We start from the raw sequence: 16366 nt of genomic DNA, 5'->3' as shown, positions 1-16366 counted from the left end.
GAGACGGGAGGCACGGTGCCAGCTGGCACCGTGCCTCCCGTCAGGTTCCGTGTGGGCTTCCGGGCCTCGGACTGCCCGCGCTCAGGCGGACTGGCCGAGGAGGCCTCCGGTGAACTCGCGCAGGGCCCGGGTCGCACGCTGCGACAGGGTTGCCTCCGGCATCATGCTGGTCGACCCGTGGAACGCTCCCGGCCAGACGTGCAGTTCCGCCTGGACACCAGCGGCCCAGAGCGCGCTGGCGTAGGCGACGGTCTCGTCGCGGAACACCTCGGTGCTGCCGCAGTCGACGTACGCGGGCGGGAGCCCGGCGAGGTCCCTCGCGCGGCCGGGGGCGGCGTAGATCGACACGTCCTCGCCACCCCGCCGGTCACCGAGGTAGGCGTCCCAGCCGAACCGTGTCATCTCCCGGTCGGCGACCCCGACACCGTCGAACTGCCGAGCCGACAGGGTCGCGTCGCGGTCGTCGAGCATGGGACTCACGAGCACCTGGCCGATCACGGTCGGCCCCTGTCGGTCGCGGGCGAGGAGGGCCGTGCCTGCGGCGAGACCGGCACCGGCGCTCTGCCCGACGAGGACGATGCGCTCCGGGTCGATGCCGAGTTCGTCGGCGTGCTCGGCAGCCCAGACGAGTCCGGCGTAGCAGTCCTCGACCGGGTAGGGGTCCGGGTGCTCCGGAGCCAGGCGGTAGTCGGGGCTGACCAGGACGACGTCGTGCACGAGCAGCCACTCGTCGTAGGAGTCGAGGTTGCCGAGGTGGTGGCCGAACATCATGCCGCCGCCGTGGATCGCGTAGGCCAGGGCGGCCGTGCCGGTGCGGCCGGTGCGCTGGATCACGGCGAGGTCGATCGGGTCGCCGCGGTGCCCCGGGACCGTGACGCTGCGGCGCTCGAGGCCGCGAGCACGCAGTCCTTCGTCGAGCTGCGCTTCGGTCATGTCCAGCTGTCGCATCTGCGGCAGCATCTGGGTCGTGAGGTGGAAGCGGCCGCGCGCGTCCATGGCGGTGAGGAAGGGGACGAACTCAGGATCGAACGGCGGGCGGGGGAGGGCGATGGTGTCAGACACGTGAGGGCTCCTCGGTGATGGTGGTCTGGTCGGTGTGTGCGGGGGTGGGGGCGGCAGGGTCGGCGCGGATCGTGCCTTCCCGGACGTCGCTCGTCCGGGCTCGGAGCATGCCGGCCACGACGAGCAGGGCTGCGATCACGGCGAGGCCGAGACCGGCGATGGTGAGAGCGTCCTGGAACCCCTCGAGCCGGGCGGCGGTCCAGGTGGTCGTGGTGATGCTCCCGGCGACGAAGGCTGCGACGATCGTCCCCGCCGTGGCGACCGCAACACCGCTCGCGAGCTCGCTCGAGGTGTCGACGAGCGCGGCCCCGACCGACGTGCGGTCCGCGGGGAGACCGGTGAGGACGGAGGCGCCGGCGACGACGCCCACCACGCGCATGCCAGCAGCGACGAGCACGAGCGCGACGAGCACCCACGGGTACCCGTACCGGCTCAGGGTGCCGAAGACCACGAGGCCTGCGACGACCGAGACGGCGCTCGTCCAGGCGGCACGGCCCAGGCCGACCCGCTGCACGATCGGTCCGACGAAGCGGCCTCCCACGAGCAGCACGACCACCTGCGGCAGCGTTCCGACCGCGGCCAGGGCCGGCGGCCAGCCCCAGGCGAACTGCAGCTGCAGGGTCACGAGGTACGACAGCCCCGCGACGGCGAGACCCGACGCGGCCTTGAACGCCAGTCCGCTCGAGACCAGTGGTCGAGCGAGCAGGTGCAGGTCGATCAGCGGGTGCCGGGCGGTCCGCTCCCGGACGACGAACCCCACCGCGCAGGCGACGGTCAGGGCGAGGGCGGCCCACCCCGACCAGTCAGCGGCTCCGGACTCGACCAGGATCGTCGGCGTCACGAGCGCCCCTGCGGTCGTCGCGGTGCCGAGCAGTGCCCCGATCACGTCGACCGGGTCGCGGCGGAGCCCTGCAGCATCGTCGCGGACGACACCGAACCGGATCCCGACGAGCGCGAGGACCGCGATCGGCACGTCGGCCAGCAGCAGCACCTGCCACGGCGCGACGGCGAGCACGAACCCGCCGACGGTCGGCCCGATGGCCAGACCCACGAGTCCAGCCGTCGAGATGACGGTGAGCGCCCGGACCCGGAGCCCTTCGTCGTCGAAGAGCCGGAACGCCAGCGCCATCGACCCGGGCGTCGTCATCGCCGCAGCGACGCCCATCGCGACCCGCACGGCGATCAGTTGCTCGGTCGACGTGACCACCGCCGTGGCGAGGCTCGCCAGGGCCAGCAGGACGAGCCCGGCGAGCATGACCCGGCGGCGACCGATGCGGTCGGCGACGGCGCCGAACAGGAGCATCAGCCCGCCGAAGGCGACCGAGTAGGCACCCGAGACCCACTGCAGGCCCGTCGTCGACGAGCCCAGGTCGCGACCGATCGTGGGCAGGGCGACGTTGAGCACGGAGTTGTCGAGCATCTCGAACAGGAACACCGCCGACAGTCCGGCGAGGGCGATCCATGCGTCGCGCAGACGAGGAGACAGGCCACCGGCGGGCACGTGCCCGGGGCTGCGAGGGGAACTGGGGGACACGATGGCGCACTCCTTCGAGGGAAGAAGTGGCGACTCGTTCGATGCCGCGTGCTGGTGCGTCGCAGATCGCGGCGCCTTTTACCTCAGTGATCCAGACCATACACGGACCGACCGGTCGACGGAAGTCCGCGCGCGGGAGCGGTCGCCGCAGGACCTACCCTGGACGGATGCTCTCCCGCCGCGAAGCCGCCGTCCGGCTCGACATCCCCCTCGAGATGGCGACCCGCCACGGCATCCCGTCGCGCCTGAGCGAAGCGGAGCTCGACGCGATCGAGCAGGACCCGCCCGCCTGGCTCGTGCAGTCCCGCGCCAACCGCACCGGCACCAAGAAGGTCTGGGCCCGTCTGGAGTGCGTGGTCTGCGGCTTCGACGAAGAGGCACGTCCGAAGAAGTGGTGGCCCGAGTGGGACTACTTGATGTGCGACTACCACGCCCCGTACCAGGCGCCCGAGCCCACCGCCGGGCTGACGCGGCGCGAGGTCGAGGGCATCGGCAGCCGTTTCATCGCCCTCGTCGACGAGAAGCCCTAGCCCACAGGCTCCGCCGGGCGCGCTGCGGCAAGCAGACGCGACCACGCAGACGGACGGGAGGCCCGGTGCCAGCTGGCACCGGGCCTCCCGTCCGTCGTGGTGCGGCCTGCGGACGCTACTCGGTCGTCGAGACCCAGTCGATGAGCAGGTTGCCCTGCTCGCCCCAGTTGCCGACCTGGAACATGAAGCGGTGCGGGGTGGTCGGCACGTCGTCCGTGACGGTGTCGAGGACCGTGCCGTCGACGCTGTAGGTCACGGATTCACCGGGCACCCAGTCGACCTTGTACGTGTGCCACTCGCGCCACGAGACACCGGTGCCGACCTGGACCCGGTCGGACTCCTTGCCCGGGGTCATCGAGTGGTGGAACGCCGAGGGGCTGTCCTCGAAGTTGCCCTCGGGGAAGTCGATCTCGCCGTCGGACCACACGTTCGACGTCGGCCACAGCATGAAGGCCGCGCCGTTGCCGTCGCCGCCGGTCGCCTTCGCGCGCACCGAGAACGAGCCGCCGACGTGGTCCCAGGCGCCGTCGGAGGAACCGAAGGTGCCGGCCGCTCCGGCACCGGTGCCGAGGGCGACGTCCATCACGCCGTCGTGGACCGAGACGGTCTTGCTCGGCGCGTAGATGCCCGAGGTGCCGTCGGGGTACGGGTGCCACGACTGCGGGTAGAGCGACTGGACCAGGCCGGTGACGGCGTTCGTGGTGAAGTCCTCGACGAACGGGGCGTCGGGCGCGAGTGCGGACAGATCTGCGGGGGAGGCATCGGCGTCCGGGGCAGCGTCCACTCCGGGTTCCGCATCGGGCGCGGGCGCGGGCGCGGGTTCGGGTTCGACGACGGGCGCGGTGTCCTCGACCGGCGCGGAGTCCTGCGTGGGCTCCGCCTCCGGGGTCCACTCGTCGGTGGGGGCCGTGGGCTCCGTCTCGTCCGGGACCGGTGTCGGGGTAGGGTCCACCGGGGCGTGGTGCCGGTGGCGCTCCCCGTCCCAGCCCCACCAGGTGCGGGCGGAAGCGGCGGTCGGGACGCCGAGGACCAGGGCGCCGGCGGTCGCGGCCGCCAGGATCGCGCGGTGGCGGATCATCGGGTGCGCCCGTCGGTGGCCGCAGAGGCGGTCGTGGACCTGGGAGTGGACGGGTGTCGTGGGGTCGTGCCGCGCGGCGGCGTGCACGTGCTTCGGGTCGAGATGTCGGGCTCCTCGTGGATGCTCGGGCGCAGGATGCGGGGAGGGACGGACGCAGCAGCCGGCCGGGTGCCGAGGGTTTCGTTGACGCGTCCACGCACATCTTGCATCATCTGTGACCCGTTCGGGGGGTGTCACGGAAATCGACCGACGAACATCCGGTGGCCGCAGTCGAACGCGCGATCAGGCCCGGGGGATCGGCTGCAGGCGCTGCAGCTGCGTCACGTGTCCCGGCTCGAGCTCGTCGAGCGAGGCCACCCCGAGCAGCCGCATGGTCCGCTCGATCTGCTCGGACAGGATCTGGATCATCCGGTCCACCCCGGCCTCGCCGCCGGCCATCAGCCCGTACAGGTAGGCACGGCCGACCATCGTGAACGTCGCGCCGAGGGCCACGGCGGCGACGATGTCGGCGCCGGACATGATGCCCGTGTCGAGGTGCACCTCGGTGTCGTTGCCGACCTCCTTGACCACGGAGGGCAGCAGGTGGAACGGCACCGGTGCCCGGTCGAGCTGCCGACCGCCGTGGTTCGACAGCGTGATCCCGTCGACCCCCAGGTCGGCGAGGCGCTTCGCGTCCGCCAGGGACTGCACGCCCTTGACGACGACCTTGCCCTGCCACTGGTCGCGGATCCAGGCGAGGTCCTCGTAGGTGACCGTCGGGTCGAACATGTGGTCGAGCAGCTCCCCGACGGTGCCGGACCAGCGGTCGAGCGACGCGAACGCCAGCGGCTCGGTGGTCAGGAAGTCGAACCACCACCACGGCCGCGGGATGGCGTTCACCACGGTCCGAGCGCTCAACTGCGGCGGGATCGAGAACCCGTTCCGCTTGTCCCGCAGCCGCGCACCCGCGACGGGGACGTCCACGGTGACCAGGAGCGTGTCGAACCCGGCCTGCTGGGCGCGGGAGACCAGCGCCATCGACTTCTCGCGGTCCTTCCACATGTACAGCTGGAACCAGTTGCGGCCGTGCGGGTTGGCGTCGCGGACGTCCTCGATCGCGGTGGTGCCCATCGTGGACAGCGAGAACGGGATGCCCGCTCGCCCGGCCGCCCGGGCTCCGGCCCGCTCGCCCTCGGTCTGCATCATCCGCGTGAAGCCCGTCGGCGCGATGCCGAACGGGTACGACACCGGCGCCCCGAGCACCTGACGCGAGGTGTCCACCTTCGACACGTCCCGCAGGATCGCCGGGGTGAACTCGATGTCCTCGAACGCCTGCCGCGCACGGGCGAGCGAGATCTCCGCCTCGGCCGCGCCCTCGGTGTAGTCGAACGCGGCCTTCGGGGTACGGCGGGCGGCGATGTCCCGCAGGTCCCAGATCGTCAAGGCCTGTTCGAGGCGCTGACGCCGACCCGGCAGCGACGGCTTCTTGAACTGCATGAGCGGCGCGAGGTCCCGCACCGTCGGCAGCTGCCGCTTGACCCGCGTGCGAGCGGCGGACGCAGGTCCGGTCGCGGGTGCCGGTGCCCCGGTGGCGGGGTCGATCCGGTGCTGGTCGTCCGTCGAGGTCATGCAGACATCCTACGTCTCCGGATCGATCGAGGGCCGGGACGATCTGCCGTGGCCGCCGCACCGGACTGACGGGGGCCGTGGCTACCGTGGACGCATGCAGCCGCCAGCAGCCGGGACCCTCCGCATCCTCCACCTCTCCGACACCCACCTGACCGGCGACGGGGCCCTGCACCAGGGCGCGGTCGACACCACGGTCGCGCTCGAACGGCTGCTCGCCCACGTCGACGACGTCCCCGGCATCGGGCTGGTGGTGGTCTCCGGCGACGTCTCCGAGGACGGCAGTCCCGAGTCCTACGCCACCGTGCGGGACCGCGTCGGCGGCTGGGCGCAACGGCACGGTGCAGCCCTCGTCGCGGTGCCCGGCAACCACGACCTGCGCGAGGGCTTCCGTCAGGTCCTGACCAACGGGCACGTCCTGGGCGAGGGCGGCGCGGCGCTCGTGCACACCATGGAGTACCTGCCGCCGACGGTCCCGGTCTCCGGGCAGTCGGTCGTCGCCGGTCGCCGGATCGTGACCGTCGACACGAGTGTGCCGGGTGCCGGGTACGGCGAGCTCAGCGACACGGCGCTCGAGCACCTGCGCACGGCCCTCGCCGACGCGGACGGCGCAACCGACGCCCCGCACGGCACCGTCGTCGTGCTGCACCACCCACCGCTGCCCGCCCCGACCGAGCTGCACGAGGCACTCCGCCTGCAGAACCCCGAGGCGCTCGCCGACGTCATCCGCGGTTCCGACGTCCGCGTCGTCCTCGGCGGCCACTACCACCACCACTTCGCCGGGTCGCTCGCCGGCGTCCCGGTCCTCGTCGCCCCCGGCGTCGCGAACGACACCGACGTCGTCGGCCCCTACGACGAAGAGTCCGCCGTCGTCGACAGCGGCGCACTCGTCGTCGACGTCGCCGCGGACGGCTCGGTCTGGTCCACACCGGTCCGCGTGCCGCGCGGCGACGCCGACCCGCGGGCCTTCCACCTCGACGCCGAGACGGTCCGGTCCGTCATCGCGGCCGCCGGCAAGCACTGATCCGAGCGCCAGCGGGCGCCGCGCCCGGTCGTTGCGTGCGGTGCACGCGCGTCAGGACGGACGGGAGGCCCGTGGCGGGGCCGCCACGGGCCTCCCGGCCGTCGTCTGGTCGCGTCCACAGCCGCGGTACCCCGCGTCTTCGGGTTGCATGCGGGAACACCGAGTAGCACGGACGCACACCTGAGCGAAGGAGCACCCATGCGAGTCGGCAGTGCAGTGCAGTACGACCGGTACGGAGACTTCGACGTCGTCGAGCTCGTCCCCCAGGAGAAGCCCACGGCAGGTCCGGGCGAGATCGTCGTCGAGATCGTGGCCGCGGGCCTGAACCACATCGAGCGGTTCCTGCGCGAGGGGAAGCTCCGCGACCACGTCGACCTCGAGTTCCCCGCGCACCAGGGTGTCGACTTCGCCGGCATCGTGCGCGCGCGGGGCGACGGCGTGAAGGACCTCCGCATCGGCGACGAGGTGATGGGACACGCGCCGACCGGCGGCGCCCACGCCACCTGGATCGCGGTGCCGCGCGGCGCCGTCATCAAGAAGCCGGAGCACGTCGGGTGGGAGGTCGCCGGCGGCCTGTACCTGGCGGGCTGCACGGCGGTGTCGATCGTCCGGTCGCTGCGGCTCGGACCGCAGGACACCGTCGTCATCTCGGCCGCGGCGGGTGGCGTCGGGCACATCGAGTGCCAGTTGGCGCACGACGCCGGCGCGACCGTGATCGCCCTGGGCAGCCCGCGCAACCACGACTACCTGCGACAGATCGGGACGCTGCCCGTCGCGTACGGCGAGGGCGAGGAGGACCGCATCCGCGACATCGCCGACGGACGGCCCATCACCGCGTTCATCGACAACCACGGCGAGAGCAACGCCGAGCTGCTGGCCGAGCGCCTCGGCGTCGGGCAGGAGCGGTTCGTGTCGTCCGAGGAACGCCGGGACATCGAGGTCCGGTTCCTCCGCGCGCCCGCCGAGGACGAGGAGACCCGCGAGCTGCTGACCCTGCTGGCGAAGGCCGTGCAGGACCGTCGCGTGCAGGTCCTGATCTCGGGCTTCTACCCGTTCGAGTACATCGTCGAGGCGTACGAGGACCTGGCCGAGATGAAGTCCCGCGGCAAGGTCGTCATCGGGATGCAGACCGTGGAGACCGGGGCGCGGCTCGACTGGTACCGCTCCGAGAAGGCGCGTGACCTGCGCGACCGGTACGCCGACGCGCGGGGGACCGACACGGAGACGATGGCCGGCGGATCGGCCTCGCCCGCGAGCTGAGCGAGCTGAGCGTTGACGGGGCCCGGCACCTTCGTGCCGGGCCCCGTCCGCGTCAGCTCAGGATGTCCTTCGAGGCGAACCGGCTGTACGCCAGCGCTCCGAACACCACGACGTACCCGAGCTGCAGCACCGCGTTCGACCCGAACGAGTCGAACGAGATCGGGTCGCGCAGCAGGTCGCCGAAGCCGAGCCACTGGTGCGAGAACAGGTACGGGTGCAGCCAGTCGAGCTGGGGGAGCTGGTCGAGCACCTGCGACGCCCCGGCGAGCACGACCGTCGCCGCCATCGCCCCGACCGGCACGTTCGTCAGGGTCGAGGCGAACATGCCGATCGCCACGAGCCCGAGCATCGACATCGCGACGTACAGCGCGAGCAGCAGGGCCCGGCCGGCGTACGACCAGCCGTCGACCTGCGTGCCGGACAACAGCGTGACCGGCCCGATCGGGAACAGCACGGCACCGATCGCGGCGCCGACCAGCACGACGAGCAGCGTGGCGGCCAGGCAGAACGCGACGGCGCCGACGAACTTCACCAGGACGAACCGCACCCGGCCGGTCGGTGCGACGAGCAGGTAGCGGATCGTGCCGTGGCTGGCCTCGCCCGCGACGGTGTCCCCGGCCACCACACCCACGGTGAGCGGCAGGAACAGCGGGATCGACACGGTCAGCGCGGTGAACGCCACGAACAGTCCGTTGTTGGTGATGTCGCCGAGGAACGCCGGCCCGCCGTCGTCGCCGTCGGTGGTCAGCCGCACGGCGACCGCGATCAGGATCGGCACGAGTGCCAGCGCCCCGAGCATCGCCCAGGTGCGGCGTCGCCGGAACACCAGCGCGAGCTCCGAACCGAGCAGTGCGAACGTGCGCTGCCGACGGCGGACGGGCACCTCCCGCACGGCCACGTCAGGCTGCGACATCGAATCCCTCTCCGGTGAGTGCGACGAACAGGTCCTCGAGGGTGCCACCGCCGACGTCAAGGCCACGGACCCGGACGTCGGCGCGCACGAGTTCGGCGGTGATGGTCTCGGGCAGCAGCCCGTTCGGCAGGTCGGCCACGAGCACGTCGGCCCCGCCGTCGTGCCGAGGAGTCAGCCCGAGCCGCGTGAGGACGGTGCCGGCCTGGCCGACGTCGGGCGTCCGCACGGTCACGGTCCGGGCGCCGGCTGCGCGCAGCTCGTCGAGGGGGCCCTGCGCGACGATCTTGCCCGTCCGCATGACGGCCGCGTGCGTGCAGACCTGTTCGATCTCGGCCAGCAGGTGGCTCGACACGAACACCGTCGTGCCGTCGTCGGCCAGGGACCGGATCAGGTTGCGGACCTCGCGCGTGCCCTGCGGGTCGAGGCCGTTGGTCGGCTCGTCGAGCACCAGCAGGTCACGCGGCGACAGCAGGGCGTTCGCCAGGCCGAGCCGCTGCTTCATGCCGAGGGAGTACGCGTGCGCCTTCTTGTCGGCCGCGTGGGTCAGCCCGACACGGTCGAGTGCACCGGCGACGCGGGCCTTGCGGGTGCGCGGGTCCGACGTGGGGTCGGCCGCGTCGAAGCGCTGCAGGTTCGCCCGACCGGACAGGTACGGGTAGAAGGCCGGCCCCTCGACGAGCGCGCCGACGCGGGGCAGGACGTCGTGCAGCGCCTTCGGCATCGGTTCACCGAGCAGTTCGATGGTGCCGCCGCTCGCGCTCGACAGACCGAGCAGCATCCGGATGGTGGTGGTCTTGCCGGAACCGTTCGGCCCGAGGAACCCGAACACCGCGCCGCGCGGCACCGCCAGGTCGATGCCGTCGACCGCGCGCTGCTTGCGGAACACCTTCTGGAGGCCCGTGGTGCGGATCGCCAGGTCGGGCGCCGGCCCGGCCGTGCTCACCTGGTGGTCGGCCGTGCTCACTTCGCGGCGTCGACCAGGGAAGCCACCGGCACGGCGCCCGCGAAGACGCGGCCGTCGTCGGTCAGGTAGACCGACACGAGCGACGTCTGCACCGCGCGGCCGCCGTCGACGGGCTTCGTCAGCTGGTCGAGCAGGCCCGAGGCGTCTCCGTCGAGCCCGGACTGGTCGGCGGTGCCCGTGGGGAGCTCGGCGATGGTGCCCCAGCCCGTGCCCGTGAAGGTCGGCTCGTCACCGCTCGGGGTGCCACGGCGGTCGCCGTGCTCGCCCTTCGTGTGGGTGCCGGCGTCGGACAGGTCCTTCTCCGTCACCTTCGCGTTCGACGGCGGGGTGAAGTCGAAGAGCCGGGCTGCCGGGGCGCCGTAGTCGAGGCTGGTGAACCCGACCTGCACCGCGGGCTCGTCCGCGCCGGCGGCCTGGACGCTCGCACGGAGCGGGAGCCCGGTCTGCTGGTCGACGGCCAACCGGACGGCTCCGACGAGGGTGTCGGACGACTTCGGGGTCAGGGTGATCTGCCAGGCGTCGTGGCCGGCGACGCTGACCTGGGTCGGCTTCGACACGGTGGTGGTCGGGGTGATGGCGTCGATGGCCTGCTCCGCGATGTCGGCCGGGGTCGTCGTGCCGTCCTGCGGGTCCTTCGCGGTGTCGCTCGGCAGCGTCACGTGCGTGGCGGTGCGCTCCTTCGAGTCCCAGGTCCAGACGTCGGAGCCGTTGTGGACGACGTCCTGCTCGGCGAGCTGCTGCGTCAGCTGGACGCGCTGCTTGTCGGGGCCGTCGACGTAGACACGGGCGGTGTGCGACGCGGTGAGGAGTCCGAGCACGTCGGAGGCGTCGCCTTCCACCGAGGAGCCGCCGGACCCGGTGGGCAGTTCGGGGAGCCCGAGCGCGCTCGTCTGCGAGAGCTTGCCCGAGTACTGGGCATCCGACGACTTCGCGATGCTGGCGATGACGGCCGCCGCAGTGGGGTTCGTCCCCGCGATCGGGTCGTTCGCGGCGTTCGCGATCATCGGCGCGGCCACGGCGCCGGCGACGACGACCGGTGCGATGACGGCTGGCAGCCAGGCTGACTTCTTCATCGGGTTCCCCTCGTGGAGCATTCGAGTCGTGGGTACCGTACGTCCGGCCCCCGACAGGCAGCTGGGCGTCGCTCGTAGACTCGTGGGGCGACCGGCGGCGGTCGTGTGGCGGCGAAGGAGGCGGCATGCGCGCGGTGCTCGGTCTGGACATCGGGACGTCGAGCACGAAGGCCTTGCTGGCCCGGTTCGACGGCACCGTGCTCGCCGAGGTGAGCCGTCGCCACGAGGTCGACCGCCCCGAACAGGGCCTGGTCGAGATGGACTCCGACGTCTGGTGGGAGGAGTTCACGTCGCTCACCCGCTCCCTGCTCGACCGTGTGCCCGACGTCGAGGTGCAGGCGGTCGGCGTGAGCGGCATCGGACCGTGCGCGCTGCTGACCGACGTCGACGGTGCGCCGCTCGGTCCGGCGATCCTGTACGGCATCGACACCCGGACGGCGACGCTGCTCGACGACGTCACGGCGGAGCTCGGCGGCGAGGGCGCGATCCGCGCCCGCTGCGGGTCCGCCCTGAGCACGCAGGCCGCCGGCGTGAAGCTCGCCTGGCTCGCGCGGCACGAACCCGACGTCTGGGCGCGGGCCGTACGGTTCACGATGCCGTCGTCCCGCGTGGTCGAACGGCTGACGGGGGAGTACGTCCTCGACCACCACTCGGCCAGTCAGACGACACCCCTCTACGACGTGCACGCGAACGCCTGGATCCCGGAGTGGTGCGACCGACTGGCACCCGGTCTCGCGATGCCTCGCCTGCTGTGGTCCGGCGACCAGGCGGGCGTCGTGACGCCCGAGGCGGCCGCGGCCACGGGCCTCCCGGCCGGCATCCCCGTGACGGCCGGGACCATCGACGCCTGGGCCGAGGGCGTGAGCGTCGGCGAGTCCGTGCCGGGCCGGATGTTCCTGCAGTACGGCACCACGATGTTCATGATCGTGCCGACGGCCGAACCCACGTCGGTGCCGGGCATGTGGACGACCGTCGGCACGCACCCGGGGCAGCCGAGCGTGTCCGGTGGGATGGCGACCTCCGGGGCGATCACGGACTGGCTGCGACGGCTGGTCGACGGCGAGTGGTCGACCATGCTCGAGGAAGCGCGGTGCTCCGGCATCGGGGCGAACGGGCTGCTGATGCTGCCGTACTTCGCGGGGGAACGGACGCCGATCGCCGACCCGGACGCTCGCGGCGTGCTCGCGGGGTTGACAGTCCGGCACACGCGCGGCGACATCTACCGGGCGACGCTCGAGGCGACGGCGTACGCGGTACGGCACCACCTCGAGGCCCTCGGCGACGCGGGGGTCGAGGTCCGCGAACTCGTCGGGGCTGGCGGCGGGCTGCTCGGACGGCTGTGGCCCACGATCGTGTCGGACGTCACCGGGCTGCGGCAGACGGTGCCGAGCGTGACGATCGGTGCGTGCTTCGGCTCGGCGTTCCTGGCGGCCGAACTCGTCGCGGGGCCGGGCGACACCGTGGACATCGGTGCGTGGAACCCGCCGGCGACGGTGATCGAGCCGGACCCCGAGGCGACGGCGGCGTACGAGGCGGGGTACCGCGACTACCGCGACCTGTACGAGGCGACGAAGGCCGTCGTGCACCGCTTGGCCGCGCGGGGCTGATCGGCGGCGGTGCCGCTCCGCGGAACACCGGTGTTCGCGTGCCGAACACCCGAATGGGCGTGTTCAGTGCGCGAACACCGGTGTCGTGCGGAACCCTGCCTACGCCTGCGCGTCGACCCCGGCGGGGGCGCTGCCGTCGTACTCGCAGATCGCCTGCACCTTCGAAGCGCTGGCACTGGAACGGTCGAACTCGTAGCCGAGCCACTCCTTCGCCAGCCGACGGGCGAGCTCGACGCCGACGACGCGCTGCCCCATGCAGAGCACCTGGGCGTCGTTCGACAGGATCGAGCGCTCCACGCTGTACGAATCGTGCGCGGTGACGGCACGGATGCCCGGCACCTTGTTGGCGCTGATCGCCACACCGAGGCCGGTGCCGCAGATCAGGATCGCCCGGTCGGCCTCGCCGTTCGCCACCAGGCGCGCAGCGTCCACGGCCACGTGCGGGTAGGCGGTGTGGCCGTCCGCGTCGACGCCGACGTCGGTGACGTCCGACACCCGGTCGTCGGCGAGCAGGTCGGCCTTGATGATCTCCTTGTAGTCGAACCCGGCGTCGTCGGACCCGATCACGAGACGGTACGTCATGCGTGTGTTCCTTCCTTGTCAGCACGGGCGGCGAGGACCTCGCCGACCCGCGTGAGGATCATCCCCATCGAGGTGGCACCCGCGTCGGGTGTCCCCAGGCTCTTCTCGGCCAGCGGCCTGGCCCGTCCGACCTTCGGCGTGAGGTCGGCGGTCTTGTCGGCCTCGTCCCGAGCGACTTCCGCTGCAGCTTGCCACGCTCCGGCGAGTGGCTGACCAGCTTCGACCGAGGAACGCAACTGCTCCACGAACGGCAGCAGTGCGTCGAGCAGTGTCTTGTCACCGCGCGACGCCCCGCCCAGGTGGACGATCGAGTCGGCGAAGGCCTGTGCCGCGTCGACGACGTCGGCTGCCTGGTACGACTCGCGGTCGTCGCCGAGGGAGCGGCCGAACGCCTCGAGTGCGGCGCCCCACAGGACACCGGAGGTGCCGCCCGCGAACGCGGCCCACGCATCACCGGCGCGTCCGAGGACGAAGGCGACCCCGGCCTCCGGGCCGAGCCCGTCGACCGCCTTGCGCGCCGCACCGATCCCCTTGACCATGCCGCGGCCGTGGTCGCCGTCCCCGGCGACCGCGTCGATGCGGCCGAGCGTCTCCTCGTGCTCGCGCAGGAGCGCGTCCATCGCCTCGACGGCGGCTCGCGCCGTCTGCGCGGCCTGCCGGGAGGCATCGGTCGCCTCCGGCACGACCGTCGCCTCGTCCTCGGCGGCGTCCACCGCATCGGCCGGCACGAGCGCCGCGACCGGTGCCGCCACCTTGCGGTACGCGGGCGTGTAGGCGTCGGCGCGCCAGAGCCGTTCGAGTTCGTCGTCGAGCCACTGCAGCGTCAGCGAGCAGCCGCCCATGTCGAGGCTCGTGACGAGTTCGCCGACCTCGGGTTCGACGACCTCGAGCCCGGCGTCCTGCAGCAGCGGCAGCACCCGGCCCCAGAGCAGGAAGAGCTCCTCGTACTTGGTGTCACCGAGCCCGTTGAGGATCGGGGCGACCCGGGTGCCGGCCGTCGCGGGGCGGTCGGCGAGCAGTCGTTCGGCGAGCAGCGACGCCAGGTCCGTCGCACGGAGCAGCGGGACGTCCTGGATGCCCGGCTCGCCGTGGATGCCGAGCCCCAGGCCGAGGTGGCCGTCGGGGACGGTGAACAGCGGTTCGGTCGCACCGGGCATGGTGCAGCCGGAGAACGCGACGCCGATGGTGCGGGTGGCGGCGTTCGACGCCCGGCCGATCCGTTCGACCTCGTCGAGGTCGGCGCCCTCGGCAGCGGCGGCGCCCATCGCCTTGAAGACGGAGAAGTCACCGGCGATGCCGCGGCGCTTCGTCTCGTCGTCGGCACTGGCGATGTCGTCGGTGACCACGACGATGCGGGTGTCGATGCCCTCGGCACGCAGCCGCTCGGCCGCGAGCCCGAAGTTCATGGTGTCACCGGCGTAGTTGCCGAACGACAGCACGACACCGCGGCCCTGGTCGGCGGCCTTGGCGACCGAGTAGACCTGCGCGGTCGACGGCGAGGTGAAGACGTTGCCGACGACGGCGCCGGTGGCGAAGCCCGGGCCGACGACGCCGCAGAACGCGGGGTAGTGGCCGGAGCCACCCCCGACGACGACGGCGACCTGCGGTGCGGCCCCCTCGGTGGGCAGGGTCACGACGCCGCCGTGGACGCCGCGGACCCGGTCGGCGTAGAGCGCGAGCCAGCCGCTCAGTTGGTCTTCGGCGAACTCGTCCGGGTCGTCGTGGATCGTGGTCATGGTGCGGGTCCTCCGGAGGTGGTGGTGGGGTGGTGCACCGGGCGACGACGGGACGACCGTCGTCGCCCGGGTCTCAGTGTCCTCGGTCGCCCTGCGGGACCTTGAGGAAGTGGATCATCACGAACGCGCAGGCGTACAGGCCGACGAACGTCCACGTGGCGGCCTGGCCACCGCCGCCCAGGGCGAAGACCGCGGCGACGACACCGGTGCCGAGGAACGCGGCACCGCCGGCGGCCGTGGTGTACATCGCCATGGCGGCGCCCTTGTGCTCGGGGGCCAGCGCCGGCATGATCGCGCCCATCGGCACGAACCCGGCGAGCAGGCAGCCGAACACGCAGCCGGCGACGACGGAGAGCACGTAGCCCCAGTCTGAACCGGCGGGGACGAGCTGCGGCACGTACCACCAGGCGATGAGCCCGAGGGCGGAGCCGACGATGCCGAACCACTTGACGGTGCGCTGCCAGCCGATCTTGTCGCCGACCCAGCCGAACAGGGCGTTGACCAGGATGTTCGTGGCGTAGACGCAGACCGTCATGAGCAGCCAGCGGCTCTGGCCCCAGCCGCGCTCGTTCGCGATCACGGCGGGCAGGACGACGAACATGCCGAACTCGGGTGCGGTGTTGATGAGTCGGACGAGGAAGCCCATCAGGATCTTCGGTCGCGTGACCGTCAGGCGGATGCCGCTCGTCAGCACCTGCCAGGCGCTCTCACCGGCGGGGGCGATGCGCGTGAACCCGTTCGGCAGCCGGACGCCGAACAGCATGATGAGGAACCCGATCACGACGAGGGCGATCGAGGCGACCATCGCCCCGGTCTCGCCGACGGTCCCGCCGCCGAACACCGGGATCGCACCGATCGCGAACAGCGAGCCGAGGGTCGGCAGACCACCCGTGAAGGCGACGTAGAACCAGCCGACCGCGGAGCCGTTCCGTTCGACCGGGGTGGTGATGTTCACCCAGACCAGGAACGCGAAGGCGAACAGCGGGTACCCGAAGCCGCGCAACGCGTACGTGACGGCGGCGAACGGGACGCTGCCGGCGCCGAGTGCCAGCAGGAACAGGACCTCGAACACGACCCAGACGGCGAAGCCGAGGATCATCACCCGGCGTGGCCCGACCAGGTCGGACAGGGCACCCGAGACGTAGCTGCCGATCAGTGCGGCCAGGCTGTAGAACGTGACGATCGTCGCCACGGTGGCCTCGGGGCTGCCGAGCACCGCCACCATGTGCGGCGTGATGAAGTTCGACTCGACGCCGTTCCCGGTCATGAAGACCAGGACGGCGACGAACCCGAGGGCGAGCGGACGGGGGATGCCCATCCGGTCCAGGCGGCCCTCGGCGCGGGGGGTGGTCGTGCGGGCGCCGGTGGCGCGTGATGTCGTCGCTGACATGCTCGTTC

Annotated in this window: 14 protein-coding genes; 4 read left to right on the top strand and 10 right to left on the bottom strand. The window is 72.2% G+C overall.

Annotation, left to right across the window (positions count from 1 at the left end; all coding sequences use genetic code 11):
• Positions 1–81: 81 nt before the first annotated feature.
• Both ITJ50_RS13415 and ITJ50_RS13410 read right to left on the bottom strand, forming a co-directional pair.
• The gene (locus tag ITJ50_RS13415; RefSeq protein WP_017888441.1) at positions 82–1062 is read right to left on the bottom strand and encodes an alpha/beta hydrolase; all 981 of its coding nucleotides are present in this window, start codon (positions 1060–1062) and stop codon (positions 82–84) included.
• A complete protein-coding gene (locus ITJ50_RS13410) occupies positions 1055–2596 on the bottom strand; it encodes an MFS transporter (protein WP_308202496.1) in 1542 nt (513 codons plus the stop codon). Before ITJ50_RS13410 ends, ITJ50_RS13415 begins: the two co-directional genes overlap by 8 nt.
• A gap of 167 nt (positions 2597–2763) precedes the next feature.
• On the opposite strand from ITJ50_RS13410, the gene ITJ50_RS13405 reads away from it, so the two are divergent.
• Positions 2764–3126 (top strand): hypothetical protein, encoded by a 363-nt coding sequence (locus ITJ50_RS13405; RefSeq protein WP_071251986.1) that lies wholly within the window; start codon positions 2764–2766, stop codon positions 3124–3126.
• 115 nt (positions 3127–3241) lie between these two features.
• On the opposite strand, the gene ITJ50_RS17525 is transcribed toward ITJ50_RS13405, so the two are convergent.
• Both ITJ50_RS17525 and ITJ50_RS13395 read right to left on the bottom strand, forming a co-directional pair.
• Positions 3242–4204, bottom strand: coding sequence for a glycoside hydrolase family 16 protein (locus ITJ50_RS17525; RefSeq protein WP_228499926.1), 963 nt, complete (start codon positions 4202–4204; stop codon positions 3242–3244).
• A gap of 282 nt (positions 4205–4486) precedes the next feature.
• The gene (locus tag ITJ50_RS13395) at positions 4487–5680 is read right to left on the bottom strand and encodes an alpha-hydroxy acid oxidase (protein WP_042538277.1); all 1194 of its coding nucleotides are present in this window, start codon (positions 5678–5680) and stop codon (positions 4487–4489) included.
• A gap of 226 nt (positions 5681–5906) precedes the next feature.
• Between ITJ50_RS13395 and ITJ50_RS13390 the strand changes: the two genes are divergently transcribed.
• Positions 5907–6833, top strand: a complete 927-nt coding sequence (locus ITJ50_RS13390; RefSeq protein WP_042538276.1) for a metallophosphoesterase — start codon at positions 5907–5909, stop codon at positions 6831–6833.
• Positions 6834–7031: 198 nt separating this feature from the next.
• Positions 7032–8093: an NADP-dependent oxidoreductase gene (locus ITJ50_RS13385; RefSeq protein ID WP_081612354.1), complete on the top strand. Its 1062-nt coding sequence runs from the start codon at positions 7032–7034 to the stop codon at positions 8091–8093.
• A gap of 52 nt (positions 8094–8145) precedes the next feature.
• Here the strand turns inward: ITJ50_RS13385 and ITJ50_RS13380 are convergent, their stop codons facing one another.
• From ITJ50_RS13380 to ITJ50_RS13370, 3 genes are read right to left on the bottom strand one after another with little or no spacing between them, the layout of a single operon-like run.
• The gene (locus ITJ50_RS13380) at positions 8146–9006 is read right to left on the bottom strand and encodes an ABC transporter permease (RefSeq protein ID WP_017888447.1); all 861 of its coding nucleotides are present in this window, start codon (positions 9004–9006) and stop codon (positions 8146–8148) included.
• Entirely contained in the window at positions 8993–9970 is a 978-nt protein-coding gene (locus tag ITJ50_RS13375; RefSeq protein WP_017888448.1) for an ABC transporter ATP-binding protein, read from the bottom strand. Before ITJ50_RS13375 ends, ITJ50_RS13380 begins: the two co-directional genes overlap by 14 nt.
• Positions 9967–11043 carry a LolA family protein gene (locus ITJ50_RS13370; protein WP_042538274.1) on the bottom strand — a complete coding sequence of 359 codons (1077 nt, stop codon included), beginning with the start codon at positions 11041–11043 and terminating at the stop codon, positions 9967–9969. Before ITJ50_RS13370 ends, ITJ50_RS13375 begins: the two co-directional genes overlap by 4 nt.
• Positions 11044–11168: 125 nt before the next feature.
• On the opposite strand from ITJ50_RS13370, the gene ITJ50_RS13365 reads away from it, so the two are divergent.
• Entirely contained in the window at positions 11169–12650 is a 1482-nt protein-coding gene (locus ITJ50_RS13365) for an FGGY-family carbohydrate kinase (RefSeq protein ID WP_042538198.1), read from the top strand.
• Between the two features lie 99 nt (positions 12651–12749).
• On the opposite strand, the gene ITJ50_RS13360 is transcribed toward ITJ50_RS13365, so the two are convergent.
• From ITJ50_RS13360 to ITJ50_RS13350, 3 genes are all read right to left on the bottom strand, one after another.
• Positions 12750–13232 (bottom strand): ribose-5-phosphate isomerase, encoded by a 483-nt coding sequence (locus tag ITJ50_RS13360; protein ID WP_017888451.1) that lies wholly within the window; start codon positions 13230–13232, stop codon positions 12750–12752.
• Positions 13229–14968, bottom strand: a complete 1740-nt coding sequence (locus ITJ50_RS13355; RefSeq protein ID WP_017888452.1) for a dihydroxyacetone kinase family protein — start codon at positions 14966–14968, stop codon at positions 13229–13231. Before ITJ50_RS13355 ends, ITJ50_RS13360 begins: the two co-directional genes overlap by 4 nt.
• A gap of 73 nt (positions 14969–15041) precedes the next feature.
• Positions 15042–16358: an MFS transporter gene (locus tag ITJ50_RS13350; RefSeq protein WP_042538194.1), complete on the bottom strand. Its 1317-nt coding sequence runs from the start codon at positions 16356–16358 to the stop codon at positions 15042–15044.
• Between the last annotated feature and the right edge of the window lie 8 nt (positions 16359–16366).

Origin of the sequence: Curtobacterium sp. VKM Ac-2889, assembly GCF_015350855.1 — a bacterium.
In the GTDB taxonomy this organism is placed as follows: Bacteria; Actinomycetota; Actinomycetes; order Actinomycetales; family Microbacteriaceae; genus Curtobacterium; species Curtobacterium poinsettiae.
The sequence above is the reverse complement of the archived record's forward strand: the minus strand, read 5'-3'. Positions and strand labels throughout refer to the sequence as shown.

Coding starts and splice junctions, on each gene's coding strand:
- ITJ50_RS13370 (WP_042538274.1), bottom strand. CDS start 11,043: ATGAAGAAGTCAGCCTGGCTGCCAGCCGTCATCGCACCGGTCGTCGTC.
- ITJ50_RS13380 (WP_017888447.1), bottom strand. CDS start 9,006: ATGTCGCAGCCTGACGTGGCCGTGCGGGAGGTGCCCGTCCGCCGTCGG.
- ITJ50_RS13350 (WP_042538194.1), bottom strand. CDS start 16,358: ATGTCAGCGACGACATCACGCGCCACCGGCGCCCGCACGACCACCCCC.
- ITJ50_RS13360 (WP_017888451.1), bottom strand. CDS start 13,232: ATGACGTACCGTCTCGTGATCGGGTCCGACGACGCCGGGTTCGACTAC.
- ITJ50_RS13365 (WP_042538198.1), top strand. CDS start 11,169: ATGCGCGCGGTGCTCGGTCTGGACATCGGGACGTCGAGCACGAAGGCC.
- ITJ50_RS13390 (WP_042538276.1), top strand. CDS start 5,907: ATGCAGCCGCCAGCAGCCGGGACCCTCCGCATCCTCCACCTCTCCGAC.
- ITJ50_RS13355 (WP_017888452.1), bottom strand. CDS start 14,968: ATGACCACGATCCACGACGACCCGGACGAGTTCGCCGAAGACCAACTG.
- ITJ50_RS17525 (WP_228499926.1), bottom strand. CDS start 4,204: ATGATCCGCCACCGCGCGATCCTGGCGGCCGCGACCGCCGGCGCCCTG.
- ITJ50_RS13395 (WP_042538277.1), bottom strand. CDS start 5,680: ATGCAGTTCAAGAAGCCGTCGCTGCCGGGTCGGCGTCAGCGCCTCGAA.
- ITJ50_RS13405 (WP_071251986.1), top strand. CDS start 2,764: ATGCTCTCCCGCCGCGAAGCCGCCGTCCGGCTCGACATCCCCCTCGAG.
- ITJ50_RS13385 (WP_081612354.1), top strand. CDS start 7,032: ATGCGAGTCGGCAGTGCAGTGCAGTACGACCGGTACGGAGACTTCGAC.